Source organism: Lujinxingia vulgaris (genome assembly GCF_007997015.1).
Lineage (GTDB): Bacteria > Myxococcota_A > Bradymonadia > Bradymonadales > Bradymonadaceae > Lujinxingia > Lujinxingia vulgaris.
This window is the reverse complement of record NZ_VOSM01000005.1, coordinates 67,776-86,610: the sequence shown is the minus strand read 5'-3', so window position 1 is coordinate 86,610 and position 18,835 is coordinate 67,776. Positions and strand designations below refer to the sequence as shown.

The following is an 18,835-nucleotide window of genomic DNA, read 5'->3' as shown; positions in this document are numbered from 1 at the left end:
GTCCTGGCGGCAGGGCCGGTGCCCACGAAAGAGGGATGGCTCAGGGCCGCATAAACCCCGATTGTGCGCTGGCCCGGCCATGTCGCTAACATTGACCCAGAGCGGGCCTCGCCATAGAGTGGGCGCGGTGTGCCCGACGATCGACGCAGCTCAAAAACGCCCGCCCCCGAGGTAGGTGTCAGGCCGGCCACACCTCCGCGCTTTTGCGGCGCTTTTTATGAACCACGCGGAACGCGCGCTCCCCGGCGGGAGACGCGCGGCACCGAGGCATCAATGACCCTTTATTGTCCACAATGTCAGCAGCGCTTTGACGGCGATCTGGAGGTTTGCCCCTCCGATGGCAGCCGTCTTTTTAATCTGGATTCGCCGGGTGATGCCCCCGATCCGCTGCTGGGACAGGTCATCGATGAGCGTTTTCGCATTGAGCGTCTGCTCGGGGTGGGCGGCATGGGTGCGGTCTACGCCGGGGTGCAGCTCTCGGTGAACCGCGAGGTCGCCATCAAGGTGCTGCGCCCGGAGATGAGCGACCGCGAGAAGGCGCTGGAGCGCTTCTTTCGCGAGGCCAAGGTCGTCTCTGAGCTCAGCCACGCCAACATCGTCAGCCTCTTTGACTTCGGGCAGGATCGGCAGCGCGATCTTCTCTACCTGGTCATGGAGCTTGTGCGCGGCATCAACCTGGGCGACCTGCTGGAGCGCGGGCGCTTTCGCGTCAACATGGCGCTGGAAGTCGTCTACCAGGTCTGTGGCGCGCTGACCGAGCCGCACGCCCGCGGCATCATTCATCGCGACTTAAAGCCCGATAACCTGGTGATGCTGCCCGTCTCCGACGGCACGGTGCAGGTCAAGGTGCTCGACTTTGGCATCGCGCGCGCCCTGGAGCAGAGCACGCAGATCACCAAGACGGGCATGATCTGCGGCACCCCGGCCTACATGGCCCCGGAGCAGGCGCAGAACCACGCGATCGATGCACGCACCGACCTCTATGCGCTGGGCATCATCCTCTACGAGATGCTCAGCGGCATGGTGCCCTTTACCGGCGACACCAGCCTGCAGATCCTCTTCAGCCATGTGCAGAAGAGCCCGCCCTCGCTGCGCCATATCCTGCCGGCCGGAAGCCTCCCCGAAGACATCGAGGCGCTCTGCTACCGCATGCTGAGCAAAGATCCGGCCGAGCGCCCGCGCTCAGCCCGCGAGGTGCGCGATGAGATCGATCATCTGCGCATGCGCCATCAACTTCGGCCGGTGCGCCTGGATGTGGATCGGCAGGGGACGGGGGCCTTTGAGCCCTGGCTGATGCCTCATCTTGAAGGCACCGGCCGCGGCGGCCCCAGCTCCACTGAGGCGCTGCGCCAGGCCCCGCAGACCGGTGGTTTTGGTCTGGCTCCGAGGACGGGGGAGCTGGAGTCGATGCCGACGATCGAGCGCCACACCCCCACCGACATCGATCGGGTGCGGGTGGGCGCCGACGCGCGGCCCTTCAGCAGCACCCAACCTCAGTTTCAGGCCTCACCGGCGACTCAGGCGCCCGGGCAGCGGCGCACCGATACCATCACCGGGGAGTCGAAGGTCGAAACGCCGGCGGCGGTGATTAGCGGTGATTCGGGCAACACCCTGAAGATGGAAGCCGAAGGCGGCGCGCGCTCGCGGACCGGGCTGCTGGTGGCGCTGGTGGTGCTGCTGCTCGGAGGCGGAGCGGTGGCCGCGTTTGCCCTGGGAGGTGATGAGGGCGCAGGCGCCGAGGTTGAGGCGGCGGTGGTCGAAGAAGAGGCCCCGGCGGCGCCTGTGGCTGATCCGGCGCCAGAACCTTCCGAAGATGCGCTGCACGCTGAGAGCGCCGGCGCGCGCGTGGGCCTTGAGGCGATGATCGCTGCGCGCCTGCTCACCGCCGAGAGCGCTGCGGTGGCCGCCGTCGCCGAGGAGGCTGCTCGCCAGCAGGCCACCTCGCGTCAGCAGCAGCGCGAGCGCCCGCGGGTCAGCGCCAGTGATTCTGCCGCCGAGCGGGAGGCCCGCGCCGCCGAGCGCCAGCGCGCCATCGAAGAGGCCCGCGCCGCCGAGGAGGCCCGTCAGGCCGCCGCCCGCCAGGCCGCCGCCGAGCGCGAAGCCCGCGCCGCCGAGCGCGCCCGTAAGGCCGCCGAGGCCCAGGACGATTCGTCGAATACCGACTCCGCGCTGCGCGACAGGTTGCGCCGACTGCGCTCCGGGGAGTAGTACCGGCGCGCGGATGCGACCCGGTGGCTAAGTGACAGGATGATGTTCATGAAGATGCGAGTGTGTGGGGCGGCGCTGGCCGCGATGGTGGTCTGGCTTTTCAGCGCGACGGCGTTTGCCGCCGATCCCGATCAGATCTTTGAAGAGCTGAGTGAGGCGGAGAAGGTCCAGCTCATTGAGCTTATCGATGAGGGCAGCGCGGCCTATGACGACGGGCAGTTTCAGCAGGCCGCCGACACCTTTCACGAGGCCTACGAGCTTGCTCCCCTGCCGGACTTTCTCTACCGCCTGGGGCTGGCCTACGAGCGCCTGGGCGAAGATGCCCGCGCCGTCGAGTACTACCGAAGTTTTCTCAACCAGGTGCCGCAGGCCGAAGAGCGCGGCCGCATTGAGAGCACCATCGCGGTGATTGAGCGTCGCCTGGCCTCGCGGGCCAAGACCGCCGTTGAGGTGATCACGCGCCCCGAAGGGGCGCGCGTCTACGTCGACTCCAAAGAGTCGGGCATGCGCGGGGTCACCCCCATCGATCTCAACGTGGAGGCGGGAAGTTACACCCTCTTCATCGAGCTTGACGGGTATGAGCCCATCGAAGAGCGCGTGCAGGTCCCCGAGGGGCAGACCGTGGTGCTGCGTCTGGGGATGGAGCCCGAGGGCGGCGTCGGTCCGGCCGAGCCCTCCTTTATGCGCTCGACCTGGGTGCCGGTCACCCTGGCGGTGGTCGGGGTGGGTGCGCTGGCGCTCACGCCGGTCTTCAGCAGCCAGGCAGAAGCCGCCGGCCGCGAGGGCGATGAGATCCTGCGCCGCGCTGACGGTCGCACCGCCGCCAACAACGCGGCCAAAGAGGCCGCCGACCGCCGCGAAGCGACCTACAACGGGCTCGCCATCGCCTCGCCAATCGTCGGCGCGGTGGCCCTGACCTCGGCCGGGGTGATCTTTGTATGGCAGATCCTCTCCGACGATCCCGCCCCTGAGCGGGGCGTCAGCGCCATGGGCGTGGGTCCGATGGGCGAAGACGGCATGGGTGTGGGCATTCAGGGGCGCTTCTAACTCGCTGTGACCCGTCCCCCTCAAACCCAGGAACAGGCACTCGCCGCCGAAGTGATCACGCGCACCGAGGCGCTGCTGACCCGCGCGCTCGACCGCGGCGAGCGGGTCGATGAGGCCGGCTGGCACCGGGCGCTGATTGAGGCTGCGGCCAGGCGACGCGCGCGCCGGCTCGGGGTGAGTGAGACTGGTGTGGGTGCAGGCGATGGCCTGAGCGCCGCATGCCAGGCCGACCTCTCCACATGGCCCGACGCGCTCTTTGGCGATGCTCATGTGCTCGGGTGGATGCACCAGGGGTGGTCGGCGCTCGGACGGCTTAAGAGTTTTGAGGCCCACGTGCAGCGGGGGGAGCGCCACGACTCGGCCACCGTCTCCACCCAGCTCTACACCCCGCGTTGGGTGGCCGACGCGCTCGCCAGGCAAGCGCTTGAGGGCGCCGATCTCGGCCGCGCTCGGGTGCTCGACCCGGCGGCGGGAGGCGGGCAGATGCTGCTCGCCGCGCTCGATGCGCTCGTCGACGCCGGGCTCGCACCGGCTGAGGCTGCGACGAGGCTGTGGGGCTGGGAGCTCGATCCGCACGCAGCCCGGGTAGCGCGCTGGACCCTGAAACTGGAGGTGGCGGGTCGGCTGGGAGGGCGCGACCCGCAGCTGGAGCACCAGATCGACGCGCAGATCGTTTGCCGCGACGCGCTCCTCGGCGACGCCCCGGGCTTTGAGGTGGTGTTGACCAATCCGCCCTATATGGGCTGGCGCTCCATGCCCGCGGAGCTGCGCGAGCATCTCAAAGCCCATTACGCGCCCTTTGAGCGCGATCTTTACGCGGCCTTCATCAAGCGCTGTCAGGATGTGGCGACGCACGCGGTGGGGCTTCTGGTGCAGCAGGGCATCTTCTACCTCAAGCGTTTTGAGGCCGCGCGCGCCGAGCTGCTGGCCGCCGGCGCGCTGACCGACTTTTTACACCTGGGCCCCGGGGCCTTCTGGGGGTTGACTGGCGAGAAGGCCAGCGTGGTCGCGTTTGTGCAGCGCCTCGATGGGCGGTGTGATGAGGCCACGCGCGTCTGGGATCTGCGCCGGGCGCGCGATCCTTTTGCCAAGGCGCAGGTCTTTGCCCGCACCGCGCCACAACTTTTTCTGGCGAGCCGGGCCGCCTCGGTGCCCGGTCGACCGTTTTGTTATGAGCTGCCCGAGGGGCTTCTGCGCTGGTTCGACGAGGCTCGGCCCCTCTCGGCCATCGCCGAGGTGCCCGGGAGCCAGAACAAGACCGGCGCCAACCGCCGCTTCGTGCGCCCCTGGGCTGAGGTTGAGGCCGCGGAGATCGCCGCCGCCCCCGGGCTCTTCGAGCCGCCCCGGAGTGCGGCGGGGGGCGATGAGACACGCCCGGGGCGCTGGCGTTTCTACAGTAAGGGCGGGCGCTACGCGCCCTGGTGGGGAAACTGGGAGTGGGTTGTGGATTGGTCGGAGCCGGCGCGTGACTTTTACGCGTCCAACCGCACCTCCAACCTGCTCCACGAGCGCTATGTGGGGCGCGAGGGCATCTGCTACACCGATTTTGCCGGCGGGCGTTTTAACGCGCGGTGGATGCCCCCGGGATGTGTCTTTGACATGACCGGGCCGGCGATCTTTGTGCGCGAGCAGTGGTTGCCGGGCCTGAGCTTTAAGGAGCGCAACGCCGCGCTCCTGGGCATCCTCAACAGCGCGCCGGCGCGGCGGCTGCTCAAGGCGCTCAACCCCACGTTGCATTTTCAGGCCAGCGACGTGCGCGCGCTGCCGGTGCCCGAGGTGAATGAGGCGAAGGCGCGCCGGATCGCCGCCCTGGTGCTCGAGCTCGTCGAGGGCGTGCGCGCGCTGCACTGGCGAGTGGAGGGCGATGCGCTCTACGACCCGCGGGCGCTCAGCGAGGGGCAGGCCCGGGCGTTGCTCGCGAAGCTGACCGAGCTGGAGGGCGCACTGGAGGCCGAGATCGCCGGGCTCTATCAGGTGGCAGTGAGGCCGCTTGAGCGCACCTCGCTCAGCCATCATCACGCGCTCGCCAGGTGAGCGCGCGTGTGGGTTCAGCCCATGCGCGAGAGGCGGAAGTAGACGGCGGTGACCAGGGTGTCGACGCGCGCTGGCCAGTCCGGGTAGGCGGCGGTGAGCTCGTCGAGGCGGGCGTCGAACTGGCGCAACAGGCTTCGCTGATCGCTTAAAATCTGGTTGACCTGCGACCAGCCCGCCGCGCTGAAGAGGGTGCGCCGGCGGGCGTAGTCGGCCTCGATCTGGCGCACGTTGGTGCGGCTGGAGGCGATGAACTCGCGGTGGTCGGCGATCTGCTCGGGCATCGCCGCCAGGCGCATGCGCAGGCTGCCTTTGAGAAGGCGGATCTGGTCGATGAGAAAGAGCAGGCGCAGCGCGTCGTTGCGCGCTTCCAGGGGCATCAACGCGATCTCGGCGTTGAGGCGATCCAGGTGGGCCGGCCGGCAGGTCAGCGGCGCGGCGGTGGCCAGGACCGGGGCTGTGCCCTCGCTGCCGCGATACTCGGTGTTGAGGCAGGCCACCGCCACCAGCCGAAAAAGATCGATGGGGAAGGCCTCGCTGCGCTCGCGGTTGGTGAGCGTGGAGAGCGAGAGGAGCAGGCTGTCGAGGCGCTCAATATCCTGGATGATCGCCGCTTCGGACTCGTGCACCGAGGCCAGGCGCGTGACCGTCTCGTTGCGATCAAGCTCCAGATCGGGGGGAGGCGGGTCGGGGACGCTGGCGCAGGACGCCAGAAGCAGCCCGGTCAGGGCGATGAGGAGCAGTGAGGCAAAACGCATGCGGTGTCTCGGTGCTGCGAGCGCCACCGGCCGCACAGGGCCGGCGCTGCTCGCAGCGAAGATGAGGCTTAAGAGCCCTCAAAGACATCGTCGGGCACCGAGGGCAGCTCTTCGATGTTGGGCATCAGGATGATTTCAATGCGGCGGTTGAGCGCGCGCGTCTCACGATCTTCGTTATCGGCCACCGGGTCAAACTCCCCGTAGCCGGCCGCAGCGAGGTTGGTGGGATCGACGCCCTGCTCCTGCAAATATTTAACGACCTCGACCGCACGCGCCGTCGAGAGCTCCCAGTTCGAGGAGAAGCGCCCCGAGCTGATGGGCACGTTATCGGTGTGACCGGCCACCAGGAAGTTGCGATCATCGACCTCCTGAAGCACTGCGGCCAACTCTTGCAGCGCCATTCGGCCGTCTTCTTTGATGTCGGTACGACCCGAGTCAAAGAGGATGTTGTCGGCGAGCTCGATGACCATGCGTCCTTCGCGGATCTTCACGGTGAGCTGGCCGGACTCGACCATCGAGGCCAGGCGGCTGGCCAGGTTGCGGTACTCTTTGAGGCGCTCTTCGGTCTGGGCGCGGGCGCGGCGCAGCTCATCGAGCTCGGCGCGCGAGGCCTCCAGGGCTTCTTCCAGGCCGCCGGCGCGTGACTCATAGAGGTCCAGGTCGCCGCGGGCCTCGCTGAGCTCGGTCTCCAGGGCGAGCTTGTCGTTCTCGAGTTTGGCGATGCGCGCTTCCAGCGTCTCGATCTGGCCGCGCAGCTCTTCCTCCACCTCGGCCTTCTCGCGCTCGGTGGTGGCCAGCGCGACCTTGGTGTTTTCCATATCGCGCAGCATCGCTTCGTGTTCGTCTTTGGGGACACCGCAGCCCACGAAGAGTGAGGCGGCGATCAGGGCGACAAGCGTCTTTTGCATGACGTACTCCTGGCAAGTTGTACCATCGACGTGCAGATCTCCCCGGGCCGCGCGAGCTCGCCATCGAGGCGAAACGTCATCTTCATCTGCGCGGGGAAGGGGAGGGACATAGCGTCAAGGGTACCGCCAGAAGGGGGGGCGCGAGAAGGCCGACACGCGGGCCTTTACGTTCTTTTTCACGCCGCGCGCTCGCTGAGGCGCGCCAGGTGGCGTTTGAAACGCTCAACGACCCAGAGGTGAAAGAGGGCCTGGGTGAAGCGGTAGAGCACCCAGGGAAGGCGCGGCTCGAAGTCATGGATGGCGACGATGACACGGTCGGTGTGAGCGATCTGGCGAAACTCCAGCCGACCTTTCTGGGATCTTCTGGCAAGCATTCCGCCGGTGATCCAGAAGAGTTGACGGTCGGGCGTGCTGACCTGTGGCGCCAGCGTCAGCTCGAGGATGGGCCAGGGAATCGGGCCGATGAAGAATCGCGCGACCGAACCGCCGCTCTCATCGTGGGTGTGAGTGGCGCGGATCAGAAAACGCAGCGCGGTGGGCAGCCAGCGCACGTACTCGTGGGCGGTCCAGCGGGCGTCGCGGCCGGCAGGCAAGGGAAGTCGTTGCACCGAGCGCACGAGCGAGGGCAGCGGAGCCGGCGATGCGGCAACCTCCGCCAACTCTCCGGCGTCTTCATCGGGGCTGAGGCAGGCGTCGAGGGCGTCGTCTAAAGGTGTGAGCGCGCGGTGGCAGCTGTCCTCAAAGGGGAAGGTGCGGGGGTGCCGTGTGGGCGTCTCCAGAAGTTCCTGGAGGATGTCGAGCCACTCCTCGCCCACCGGTGAGGAGGAGGGAGTGAGGGAGGCCAGCAGGCCCGGCTCGCGCCACTCTGGTGTGTGGCGCTGGCGTGTGGCGAGCGCCTCGACGAGGGCTTTGAAGCTGAGCGTTTCGGGGCCGTGAAGTCCGTAGGTGCCGGCGAAGGCGTCGGGGTTGGCGAGGATCGCCGCGCAGGCATCGATGACATCGCCGATGGCGATCGGGGCGGTCTCGGCATGGTAATAAGGCTGGAGGCGAGGGTGGTTGCGGCTCGCCAGAGCCAGGGCCTGGCGGGTCAGCGCGCTCTGCGGATCGAGAATGATGGGGAGGCGCAGCGTGATAACGGGCACACCGTGGGCGCCGAGCGCGTCGGCGATCTCGCGGGTGCGGCCCAGGTCGTGGGCGGCGTTGGGCGGGGTGTCGCAGCCCGGGTAGACGATGTGCGAGAGCCCGTGATGGGCGGCGGCGCGGCCGAAGTTGTCGGCGCAGAGCACGTCGAGGTCGTCGAGGCGGGCCTGGGTCAGGCGGGCGCGGAAACGGGATTGATGGACGGCGTAGACCGCGAGCTCGGTGTCGCGGAGCCCCTCGAAGGTTTCTTTGCGAGAGAAGAGGTCGACCTGGCGTGTGGTCGTTGCCCCAGGCAAGGTCTCATCGGGGCGCCGGCTCAGCGCGATGATGTCGAAGTCGGGGTTGAGTCGTTGAATCAGCGCGCGGCCCAGTGCGCCGCGAGCGCCGGCGATGACAAGCCTGCGGCGTTGCCTCGCGTTGCGGGATGTCTCATCCGGGGGGAGGGGCGTGGTCACTGCTGTGATCAAAGCTCGGTGTGGGGGCGTTGGGGGGCGGCTCGATCAGCGTCGCCACGACTTCGACGAGGCGCTCCGGCGCAAAGGGCTTCTCTAAGAAAGGGGCGTCGATGTCGATGCCGCGCTCGCGACAGACCGACTCGTGATCGTGGCCCGAGATGTAGAGGACGTGCGCGTTGGGGTGGGTCTTGAGCACGCGCTCGGCCAGCTGGCGACCGTTCATCCCGGGCATGGTCACGTCGGTGAGGATAAGATCGATCGCGCCGGGGTGAAGCTCCGCGATCTCAACGCCCTCGGCCGGAGAGCACGCGCTGAGCACGCGGTAGCCGGCGGTGCTCAGCACCATGGTGGCCAGCTGGCGAAGATCGGTCTGGTCTTCGACCAGCAGGATCGTCGGTGTGGGAGCCGGGCGCTCTTCGGTGCGCGCGGCGTCGACGCGCGGGGCGTAGATCAAAAACGAGGTGCCCTTGTCGATCTGACTGACCACGTCGATCACCCCCTGGTGCTGCCGCAGGATCCCCTGGGAGGTCGCCAGGCCAAAGCCATGGGTCTTGTCGGAGCTCTTGGTGGTGAAGGTGGGATCGAAGATCCGCGAGACGGCCTCCTCCGGGATGCCGTAGCCGGTGTCTTCGACCTCGACCAGCACAAAGGGGCCGGGGTCGATGTCGAGTCGGGAGGCCGCGCGCTCGTGCAGTTGAATGTTGCGCGTGCGCACGGTGAGCCGGCCCCCTTGAGGCATCGCCTCACAGGCGTTGATCACCAGGTTCATCAGCACCTGCTTGAACTGCGCGGCGTCAAAACACGTCTCACCGAGCGACTCGTCGAGCGAGAGGTTGAACTCAATGTCATCGCCGGTGACCCGCCGCAGCATCGACTCGATGTCGCGGATGGTCTCGTTGAGCACCATGCGGGTGGGCGAGGGGGCGCGCTCGCGGCTGAAGGATAGAAGCTGGTCGATGAGCTCGGAGGCGTGGTGGCCCGCTTTGTGGATCTGCTGGGCGTGCGCGAAGAAGGGGTTGGAGGAGGGGAGCTGATTCATGGCCAGCTTGGAGTAGCCGATGATCAGGGTGAGCAGGTTGTTGAAGTCGTGGGCGATGCCGCTGACCAGGCGGCCGAGCGCCTCCATTTTATGAGCCTGACGAAGCTGGTCCTGAAGCGCGATACGTTCGCGCTCGGCGTATTGCTCGTCGTTGATGTCCATCACGATGGTGCGGCATTGGGCCGGGGTGTCTTCATCGCCAGCGACCACGACACTGGTCAGCCGAAGGTGGGTCTGGCCCCCGTCGGGGAGGCGCGCGACGACGTCGCATTTTTGCAGATCTCGAGAGCTGAAAGTCCGCGCCAGGTGGCTCTGAAAACGCTCGCGACTCGACGGGGTCAGCAACTCGCCGAAAGAAGCCCGCAGGAGCTCCTGACGGGTCAGGCCGAGGTGATCGGCGGCCATGAAGTTAAGCTCATCGATGATCCCCTCCGGAGTGAGCGAGGCGTAGCCGATGGGGGCATGAAAGTAGAGGTCGATGTAGCGCTCGCGCGTCGACTCGAGCTGGGATTGGTAACGTTTGAGCTCCTTATTCTGAAGGTCGAGCTCGATATGATGCAGCTGCAGCTCACGGATCACCTCTTGAGGATCGCGGGCCGGGGTTCCCATCGCGTCGCTGGAGCTGAGGATGGCCTCGGCGCGGGCCCGAAGGTCGAGTTGGGAGAGGCCTGCGATGCCGCTTTCATTTGGATTCATAGCGTTACCGTGGGCAAACAAGAAAGGTCAGCCAGAGGGTGGACGCTCCCCGCCACGAGAGTCGACGCGGTACAGACGGCGCTTATTAATGAGTGACCCCAGATTATGACAGAAAACGTTGATGTGCAACCGTGTTAGCATCCCTCCTTACGCTGACGAAGGGCTTAAGGGCGGCGGGCGTAGATGCTGTGGTCGGCGTCGACGAGCGCAAAGAGCGCGGGCAGCGGCGCGGCCGACTCATAGGCTCCCAGAAAGAGCAGCCCGCCGGGGCGCAGCGCGTTATGAAGGCTGTTTAAGAGGTGCAGCTGCGCGCGAGGTTGAAGGTAGATAAGAAGGTTGCGGCAGCAGATCAGCTCGAAGCGCCCCGGCGGACGTTCGCGGAGGACGTCGCTGACCTGATAGCGGATGCGGCGACGGTAGCGCGGAAGCAGACGACATCCCCGGGGATGAGGCTCGAAGAATTGATGGCGCAAGGAGGAGGAGAGGCCGCGGAGCTGGTCGGCGGTGTAGACGCCTTCGCAAGCGGTCTCAATGGCGTGGGGGTTGATGTCGGTGGCGACCAGGGGAGCGGGCTCTGGGAGGCCCATCGCCTGGCGCAGCCGCTCCAGCAGAATGAAGATGGAGAGCGCCTCCTGACCGGTGGAGCAGGCGGCAACGTAGGCGCGCAGCGGCGATGGATGCTGGCAGAATCGACGCGTCAGGTGTTCGGAGAGTGCGTCGAAGGCCTGCGCATCCCGGAAGAAGCCGGTCACGCCGACAAAGGCCTCGTTGAGCATGGCGTAGGCTTCGTCTTCGTCACGCTCCAGGTGAGTGAGGTAGGCCTCGTACGAAGATAAATCCAGCGCGCGCAGCCGCCGCTCCACGGCGTCGCGGAAGTGTTCGGTGCGGTAGGGGGCCAGATACTCGCCAGTGATAGTTGCGGCGCGGGTGATGATCTTGCCCAGGATGTCGGTTCCAATGCGCAGGGTATGCATCAGATAAGCTTCAGGTAGTCGGTGGGAGCGGGGAGGTGGTTTAAGCCCATGCGCTCACCGTGGGCCAGCGCGGCGATGACGGAGGCCTCATCGAAGGCCGCGCCGACAAACTGCAGGCCGAAGGGCAGCTCCTTATGTCGGCCGATGGGCAGGTTGCCGGCGGGAAGCCCGCTGATGTTGGCCATGAAGGTAAAGCGGCACATATCGCGAGTGCCCTGATCGTCGAGAAGTTCAGCGCCGGTGAGGCTCAGGTCGTAGGGGAGTGCGGTGGTGCGCGTGGTGGGAAGCGCCAGCAGATCGATGTCGTCGAGAAGATCGCGCAGGCGTTCTTTGAGAAGTTCGCGGGTGCGCTGCGCGGCGAAGAACTCGTCGGTGGTGATGGTGCGCAGTGAGGCCATCATCACGCGCACCTCTTCTGAGAAGTCATCGGGGTGCATGATGAGGTGGTCAGCGAGGTTGGCCAGGGTCTCCAGGCCGATGGCGAGCACGCCGATGGCCAGGGCGTGGGCGGCCAGCGGGAAGTCGACCTCGACCAGGGTCGCCCCTTCGGCGGCGAAGCTGCGGAGTGCCTCGAGGGTGGGTTGCTGAAGAGCGGGATCGAGCGCGTCGATCTCTTCGGGGATGTAGCCGATGCGGCAGCCGCGCACGCCGCGCCCCAGAGCGGCGCGCCACTGTGAGGCGCGCTCCGGGTTATGCGGCGCCCAGCGGCTTGCCGGATCGCGGGGATCGGGGGCGCAGGCGGTGCTCAAGAAGTCGACGAGATCGGCAGTGGACTGGCCCAGCGGGCCCATCGAGGAGACGGTGCCCGCGCCGAAGGCGTCGCCGCTGCGGCTGATACGACCGAAGGTCGGTTTGATGCCGACAAGTCCGTTGAGCGCCGAGGGAATGCGGATAGAGCCGCCGCCGTCGGAGCCCAGCGCCACCGGCGCAAGCCCCAGAGCGACGGCGACCGCCGAGCCGGTCGATGAGCCCCCGGCGCCATGCTGGGAGCTGTAGACGTTGCGGGGCATCGCAAAGTGTGGCGAGAAACCCGAGGGGTTCATGCCCCACTCGGTGGTGTGGGTGCGACCGTAGAGGAGCGCACCTTCCAGACGCAGCGCCTCCACCACAAAAGCATCGCGTCGGGCGACTTCGCTGAAATAGCGGGTGCCGCAGCGCAGCGGCAAACCCTCCATCTCCACCTGATCTTTGACAGGCAGCGGGATGCCGTCGAGCGCGCCCAGGGGCTCGCCACGTGCCCAGCGCTCCTGGCTGGCGCGGGCGGCTTCGGTTGCACGCTCAAAGTCGGTGCAGACGAAGGGGGAGTGTGCGGCGCGGCCCAGTCGCCGGGAGCCGAGCTGATGCTGGATGGCCTGAAGCACCTCTACGGGAGAGGTGGTGCCGGCTTGAAAAGCGTCGCGAAGCATCGCAGCGGTGATGCGCCCCGGGGCGCTGGTGGGCGCGCCGAGCCCCTGATCCTGCCAGCCGCGTTTGCGAGTAGGGTGCAGCGGTTGCGGGTCAAAACGCAGCGGGCCGCGCTCGCCAGGCGGAAGATCGAGGAGGCGGTCGATGCCGAAGTCGCTCAGCGCCTGGCGACGCAGCAGGAGCGCGCCGGCCGGGGTCTCGGCGGCGCGTCTGGCGAGCGTGAGCGCGGGTCCGGTCAGGCGCATTACGACTCCTTGCGGCTGTGGATGCTGTTGAGAAGCGTCTCGACGGCATCTTCGTGTTCCTGGGTGCTCTGGATCAGCCCCTGAAGGGCGGCGGTGATGTGCAGGGCGCTCTCCAGGTCGCGATTGACGCTGCGGTAGAGGGCGGTCTTGGCCATGCGCACCGCCTTGGGCGGCAGAGCGGCGATCTCACTGGCGAGCGCGTCGACGCGGCTCTGAAGTTGGTCGTCGGCGACAACCTCGTGGACCATGTCGATCTTGAGCGCAGCCTCGGCGTCGATGACGCGCGCGGTGAGGATCAGCTCCAGCGCTTTGCTAAAGCCGACGGTGCGTGTGAGCAGGTAGGCACCCCCGTCGCCCGGGATGAGCCCGACCTTCGCGAAGGTCGAGCCGAATTTGGCGCGCTCGGCGCTCACCCGAAGATCGCACATCAACGCCAGGCCCAGCCCGGCGCCGATGGCCGCGCCGTTGATCTGGGCGATGGTGGGTTTCTCAAAGCTGTCGAAGCGCCGCGGCAGGGTCTGCATCCCGCGCAGGTAGCGCTGGCGAAGTTCCACCGGGTCACCCGAGAACATCCCGCTATGCTCGCGCATCGCCTTCAAATCGCCGCCCGCACAAAACGCCGAGCCCTCGCCACGGATCACCACGACGCGCACCTCGGGGTCGAACTCGGCCTCATCAAGGCTCTCGGTGATGCCCTTGATCATGGCGTCGGAGAAGGCGTTGCGCGCCTCGGGGCGGTTAAGCGTGATGCGGGCGATCGATCCATCAACAGCGTAGAGCACATCCGACATGGCAGACCTGAAGTCAGAGGGAAGAAAGCCGCGCGGAGAAGGCCGGCGGCACAGAGTCCATTTGCAAAGTGGCACAATAATGCGCACGACTGGCTGCAAAGAAAGTTAGCTAAGAGAATTTAACAATTGAGAGTATTCCCACTTTTGTCGCTCCCAGCGCAAGCTTGAAAGATCGGGTGGCGATAAAGCACGCACGCCGGCGGGGTCGCGCAGAAGAGGCTCCAGCGCGCCTGTAAGCGCCTGAACCTGGGCCTCGTGCCCATCGTGGGAGGAGTAGAGCCAGCGCGCATCAAAAAAGTCCGGGTAGGCCAGGCGCGCCGGCAAAAGAGGGCGACATCCCAGGGCGACGGCCTCCATCACGGCCAGGCCCTGAAACTCCTGACGGGCCGTCGACACGACGATATCGCCGCGGCGAAGCCAGTTCAGGTAGTCGGCACGGGTCTCGGCGTAGCCGAAGTGGTCGATGCGGTGGGCGAGCCGTTGGCGGGCTTGAGCGAAGATCGGGGGGGCGTTGCGAAAGCGCGGGCCGAGCACGACCAGGCGAAAGTCCACGCCCTGTGCGTCGAGGGCAAAGAGAGCCTCGAAGAAGGCGCGCGGATCTTTGTCGTGCTCCCAGCGGTGGTTCCACACCAGGCGCAGAGGGCGATGAGGATCGCGCTCAGAGGCCGGAGCCTCAACGTCTTCGGGAGGATCGAAGAGGGCGTCGGGCAGGGGCACGGGAAGCACCTGCGCGCGTGCTCTCAGCGCGTCGAGGGCGCCGGGGGGCACGCCGTCGGGCATCTTCTTGAGGAAGGCTTCGGTGCCCTCAAAGAAGGTGCGCTGGTTGAAGGGGGAGTTGAAGATCACGCGGTCGGCGGCCATCGCCGTATACAGGTTGGTGATGATGTAGTGGGCGCGATCGCGGCTCTCTTTAAGCGGGTAGACGGCCTGGTTTTCGTGAAAGTAGACCGCCGTGGGAAGCCGGCAGAGCTCGGGGCGCAGGCCGCGCAGCGTGGCCAGATCGACCATCGAGGTGACCAGCAACGCCTCGTATTCAGCCGCATCAAAGGAGGGATCGGTCGCGAAACTCAGCGCGTTTCCGCGCACCCGCCAGGGAAAATGTCGCGCGGGCAGCGCGCGGATGTCCACCTCGATGCCCTCGAGGTTCTCGGCCAGGCCGCGGGCCCACTGCGCGTGGCTGTGCGCGTGATACGCCGATAGGAGCAGGACTTTCACGCGCGCTCAGGGGGCCGGGGTGAGGTGAATCTCCACGGGGACTGTGGCCTCAGCCAGCACCTGCCCGAGCGCCCCGAAGAGCCGATCGAAGCGCTGCGGCGCCGGCAGTGGCGTGATGATGATGCGGAGGCGATCGGCCGGCTCCAGGGCATTGAGGGCGTCGGTGAGCGCGGCGACCAGCGCATCGTGGCTCTCCGTGCGGTCGATCGCCTCGGTGGCGTCCCCGGTGGTTTCGGATGCCCCGGCGTCCTCGGCCGCCTCAGAGCTCAGATCGAGGGGTTGGCCGTCGATCACGAGCCGGCCCTCCTGGTCAAAGCTCAGTCGGAGCTCGGAGGTGGAGGTCGCCGTGGCCTCTTCGGCGTTTTGCTTCGACTGGAGCGACTTCGCCGGAGCATCGGGGCCACGCTCGCTCGAAGCGTAGATCAAACCCTCCTGGCCTGCGCGGGTGCGCTCGCCGGCGGCGCGGGCGGTGGCCTCCGCGCTGCGCTGCTCCTGCTGGTCGACAGGGCGGGGGGCGGGACCTGTGCCGCAGGCCACCGGGGCGAAGACGAGCAGGGCGGCCAGCAAGCCACCGAGAGGCATCCAACGCATGAGCAGCTCCTTAAAAACGCCAGAACGCGAGGCGTCCCCAAAACGGGGTCGCGCTCGCGCCTGGTCGTGCTTCCAAAAAACAAACGCCCCGCCGTGAGGCGGGGCGCGATGCTGCGAGAATCAGAGGCGCGGCGAGTAGTACTCGACGACCAGGTTCTCCTGGACCTGCACCGGAATGTCTTCGCGGCTGGGCAGCGCCTGCATCCGACCGGTGAGGGTCTTGGAGTCAAAGCTCAGGTAGCCGGGCATACGCAGGGTGGGCTGGGCCACCGACTCCTGAACGATGTTCAGGTCGCGGCTCTTGGCGCGGACCGAGATCTCGCGGCCGGGCTCAACGCGGTAGCTGGGGCGGTCAACCTTCTTGCCGTCGACGACCACGTGACCGTGGACGACCAGCTGGCGAGCAGCCGGGATGGTCGGGGCAAGACCAAGGCGGAAGACCACGTTGTCGAGGCGCTGCTCAAGAAGACGCAGCAGCACAAGGCCGGCCGGGTCTTTGGAGCGCTGCGCTTCCACAAAGAGGTTACGAAGCTGACCTTCGCTCAGGCCGTAGTTGTAGCGCAGCTTCTGCTTCTCATAGAGCTGCTTCTTGAACTCGCTGAAACGCTGGCGGCCCTGGCCGTGTTGTCCCGGCGGGTAGGGGCGGCGGTCAGCAAGCTTACGGGTCAGGCCCGGCAGGTCAGTGCCGAGGCGACGGGCGATACGAAGGCGCGGTCCAGTATAACGAGCCATAGTTGATTCTATCCACGGGTGCGTTGACGTTTTTTGGGTCGGCGTCGTGATGACGCTTGAGCGACCCATCCAAAGGGGTGTGATGCTTTATAGGTGCGTCGAGCCAGCCACGCGCTGCTCGAATCGGCAGCAAAGGGCGCATACCATAGGGTCGGCGCCGCTCGAATGCAAGACCAGAGCGTGAGAGGGGCCTTGCGGTTGGGGCTTTTTGCATAAAGCTGCCCCGGGCGCAAGTCAAAGCGTCGCGCCGCGCCCGATCAGCGTGTCTGGGCGTACATGGCGTCGCCGAGCGTGGCGACCTCCGTGGCGAGGAGCACCCCCTGGTGTTCGGGCTCCAGAGCCGCGCGCAATAAGGCGATGGCGGCTGTTTCGACCCGCATCGGCGGCGCGTATATCTTCGGTCGCAGGCTGGCGGCGAGCCCGACGATCGCCGCGCCGAGCACGCTGTCGGGGCGATCGCTGCCGTAGATCAGCGGAAGGCGCAGGCTGACGTGATCGGGGTGATGCTCTGCGAGCAGCGCCTCGGCGCGGCGGGTGCTCTGAACATAAAAGGAGGGAACGAGCGGGGTGAGGGCGGCCGATCGGTAGACGATGCGGCTTTTGGCCAGGCTCCCCGCTCCGATAAGCCCCCGTACCCCCTCGACGTTGTGGCGCTCCAGGCGACCGCGGGCGTCATCGAAAAAGGTTGTGGCGCAATAGATCACCGCCTGCGGTGTTTGAGTTACCCCCCAGCGATCGGGCTCAAACGCGCTGGCCTGCACCCACTGTACACCGGCCACCCAGGGGGCGTGGGGCCGGGGCACAACCTCATCGCTCACCGCGATCACATGGTGGCCGATCGCCCGTCCCAGCCGGGCGACCTCCTGACCCAGGTAGGTCTGCACGCCAAAAATAAGCAGTGTCAGGGGTTCCATCGCGCTCCAGAGGGACAATTATTGTGTTGTTTCGATTCAATTCGATCAAAAAGGGATTTTGACTTATCCCGGCCAGGGGGCAAACTCTACCTCCCCGATCAAGTAAAGCGTTTTCGCGCTGAGGGGACCTGCGAACCAGCCGCCCGGCACCCGCGTCGGGCTACGAGATACCCCACACACGAACATCTGCGTATGGCAACTTATATCCCGATTGGCGCTCCGGCCAACGACGCCGAGACCGAGGGAATCCGACTTCTGCGTGACTTGCTCCCGGATCACTATGTGGTGATCGGCAACTTCGATCTTCGGCTCAAGGGCCGCCGAAACTCACTGGAGTTCGACGCGGTGGTCATTGGCGAGCACGGCATCTACGCGGTCGAGATCAAAGGGTGGAGCGGCCCCATCACAGGCGACGCCCGCCGCTGGACGACGCCCTGGACGACGCTGGACAACCCGCTGACGCATCTGGAGCGCAAGACCAAGGCGCTGCGCCAGTTTGTGGCGGGGCGCACCGAGGGCTTCGACCCCGCGATCTTCTGTGCGCCGGTGGTGCTCTTTCCCCGACAGGTCGAAGGGCTGGAGCTCCCCGAGGAGCAGCGCCGCCATGTAGTGCAGCCCGATGAGATCTACGGCTACTTCGTCGACCTCGAGCTTCTGCATAAGCACGGCCCGGGGCCGCTTCGCGACGCAGCGCTGCATCGGGCAGTGGTCGAAGCGATTGTGCCAGAGGCCAACGCCCTCAAAGATCAGGTGACCATTGAGGCGTATGAGATCGAGGAGGAGCTTGAGGTCGGCCATCGCCACTGGCGGGAGTTTTTGGGCCAACATCGCTACGTGAAGAGCCGCGGCAAGGTGCGCATCAAAGCCTACACCATGGATCTTCTCGGCGACGCCGAGCGCCAGCAGGCCGAGCTTGCGCGCGCGGTGCGCGACACCGAGGCGCTCTCGGTGCTCGATGATAACCCGTATGTGGCGCGCTCCTACGATATGGTGCGCGATAAAGATGATGAGCTGATCTTTTATATGATCAGCGAATATGTCGGCTCCAAGACGCTGGGCACGTATCTGGAGCGCGCCCGCGAACACGGCTGGAAGTTGGCGCGGCGCCTTAAGCTCGCCTGTGAGCTGGTGGAGGCGGTGAAGAGCATTCACCAGGCCGGCATCATTCACCGCAACCTGCATCCGGGGGTGTTCTACATGACCCGCGGCGGAGCGCGCGTGCCCTTTAAGATCGCCGACTTTGATTTTGCGCGGGTCCAGCAGCTTGATTCCATCTCCGACGATCTCAACAGCATCGGCACCGAGGGCTATCGCGCGCCGGAGCTGTGGATGGGCGAGCCTTACGATCATCGGGTGGATATCTTCTCGCTCGGCGCGATCCTCTATGAGCTGATGACGCTGGAGCGCCTTTTTGAGGGGATGGGCGATCTCCTGCAGATCGATGAGATCTGGTCAAAACGCCGTCAGGCGATCATCTGGCCACAGCTGGCCGAGGCGATCGGCGAGATGATTCGGTCCAGCGCTGATGAGCGCGTCGCCAGCCTGGAGGCGGTCGCGCGGGCGCTTGACGGGATTGAGCCAGGCCAGGGGTAGGGCGAGGGGGAAATTTCCCTTGACAGAATCCTTCATTTGTTCTTGACACCCCTTGGGCGCGCTCATACTCTACGGCGCCTTACCCGCCCTGCGT

General features: G+C 66.4%; 15 protein-coding genes. 4 read left to right on the top strand and 11 right to left on the bottom strand.

Features of this window, described 5'->3' with window-relative positions:
* The first annotated feature begins 273 nt into the window (after positions 1 to 273).
* From FRC98_RS11785 to FRC98_RS11775, 3 genes are read left to right on the top strand one after another with little or no spacing between them, the layout of a single operon-like run.
* Positions 274 to 2,208, top strand: coding sequence for a serine/threonine-protein kinase (locus FRC98_RS11785; RefSeq protein ID WP_146981643.1), 1,935 nt, complete (start codon positions 274 to 276; stop codon positions 2,206 to 2,208).
* A 48-nt stretch (positions 2,209 to 2,256) separates the two neighbouring features.
* Positions 2,257 to 3,255, top strand: coding sequence for a PEGA domain-containing protein (locus tag FRC98_RS11780; protein ID WP_230467530.1), 999 nt, complete (start codon positions 2,257 to 2,259; stop codon positions 3,253 to 3,255).
* A gap of 6 nt (positions 3,256 to 3,261) precedes the next feature.
* Positions 3,262 to 5,289, top strand: a complete 2,028-nt coding sequence (locus FRC98_RS11775; RefSeq protein ID WP_146981640.1) for an Eco57I restriction-modification methylase domain-containing protein — start codon at positions 3,262 to 3,264, stop codon at positions 5,287 to 5,289.
* 14 nt (positions 5,290 to 5,303) lie between these two features.
* Here FRC98_RS11775 and FRC98_RS11770 read toward each other — a convergent pair whose 3' ends face one another.
* The 11 genes from FRC98_RS11770 to FRC98_RS21520 form a co-directional block, all read right to left on the bottom strand.
* Positions 5,304 to 6,044, bottom strand: coding sequence for a hypothetical protein (locus FRC98_RS11770; RefSeq protein ID WP_146981638.1), 741 nt, complete (start codon positions 6,042 to 6,044; stop codon positions 5,304 to 5,306).
* Positions 6,045 to 6,112: 68 nt separating this feature from the next.
* The gene (locus FRC98_RS11765; protein ID WP_146981637.1) at positions 6,113 to 6,952 is read right to left on the bottom strand and encodes an OmpA/MotB family protein; all 840 of its coding nucleotides are present in this window, start codon (positions 6,950 to 6,952) and stop codon (positions 6,113 to 6,115) included.
* Between the two features lie 176 nt (positions 6,953 to 7,128).
* The gene (locus tag FRC98_RS11760; protein ID WP_146981635.1) at positions 7,129 to 8,547 is read right to left on the bottom strand and encodes an SDR family oxidoreductase; all 1,419 of its coding nucleotides are present in this window, start codon (positions 8,545 to 8,547) and stop codon (positions 7,129 to 7,131) included.
* Positions 8,522 to 10,282: an ATP-binding protein gene (locus FRC98_RS11755; protein WP_146981633.1), complete on the bottom strand. Its 1,761-nt coding sequence runs from the start codon at positions 10,280 to 10,282 to the stop codon at positions 8,522 to 8,524. The genes FRC98_RS11760 and FRC98_RS11755 overlap by 26 nt, the downstream gene beginning before the upstream one ends.
* A 164-nt stretch (positions 10,283 to 10,446) precedes the next feature.
* A complete protein-coding gene (locus FRC98_RS11750) occupies positions 10,447 to 11,256 on the bottom strand; it encodes a CheR family methyltransferase (RefSeq protein ID WP_146981632.1) in 810 nt (269 codons plus the stop codon).
* The gene (locus FRC98_RS11745) at positions 11,256 to 12,905 is read right to left on the bottom strand and encodes an amidase (protein WP_146981630.1); all 1,650 of its coding nucleotides are present in this window, start codon (positions 12,903 to 12,905) and stop codon (positions 11,256 to 11,258) included. The genes FRC98_RS11750 and FRC98_RS11745 overlap by 1 nt, the downstream gene beginning before the upstream one ends.
* Complete coding sequence (locus FRC98_RS11740; RefSeq protein ID WP_146981629.1) at positions 12,905 to 13,696, bottom strand: enoyl-CoA hydratase-related protein; 792 nt, start codon at positions 13,694 to 13,696, stop codon at positions 12,905 to 12,907. The genes FRC98_RS11745 and FRC98_RS11740 overlap by 1 nt, the downstream gene beginning before the upstream one ends.
* Before the next feature lie 105 nt (positions 13,697 to 13,801).
* Complete coding sequence (locus FRC98_RS11735) at positions 13,802 to 14,911, bottom strand: tRNA-queuosine alpha-mannosyltransferase domain-containing protein (RefSeq protein ID WP_146981627.1); 1,110 nt, start codon at positions 14,909 to 14,911, stop codon at positions 13,802 to 13,804.
* Between the two features lie 6 nt (positions 14,912 to 14,917).
* The gene (locus tag FRC98_RS11730; RefSeq protein WP_146981626.1) at positions 14,918 to 15,502 is read right to left on the bottom strand and encodes a hypothetical protein; all 585 of its coding nucleotides are present in this window, start codon (positions 15,500 to 15,502) and stop codon (positions 14,918 to 14,920) included.
* Between the two features lie 120 nt (positions 15,503 to 15,622).
* A complete protein-coding gene (rpsD, locus tag FRC98_RS11725; RefSeq protein WP_146981624.1) occupies positions 15,623 to 16,234 on the bottom strand; it encodes a 30S ribosomal protein S4 in 612 nt (203 codons plus the stop codon).
* A gap of 257 nt (positions 16,235 to 16,491) precedes the next feature.
* The gene (locus FRC98_RS21520; RefSeq protein ID WP_230467529.1) at positions 16,492 to 17,148 is read right to left on the bottom strand and encodes an NAD-dependent epimerase/dehydratase family protein; all 657 of its coding nucleotides are present in this window, start codon (positions 17,146 to 17,148) and stop codon (positions 16,492 to 16,494) included.
* Positions 17,149 to 17,340: 192 nt separating this feature from the next.
* Here FRC98_RS21520 and FRC98_RS11720 point away from each other — a divergent pair, with 192 nt between their 5' ends.
* On the top strand, positions 17,341 to 18,741 hold the full coding sequence (locus FRC98_RS11720) for an NERD domain-containing protein kinase family protein (RefSeq protein WP_230467528.1): 1,401 nt from the start codon (positions 17,341 to 17,343) through the stop codon (positions 18,739 to 18,741).
* The last annotated feature ends 94 nt before the right edge of the window (positions 18,742 to 18,835 follow it).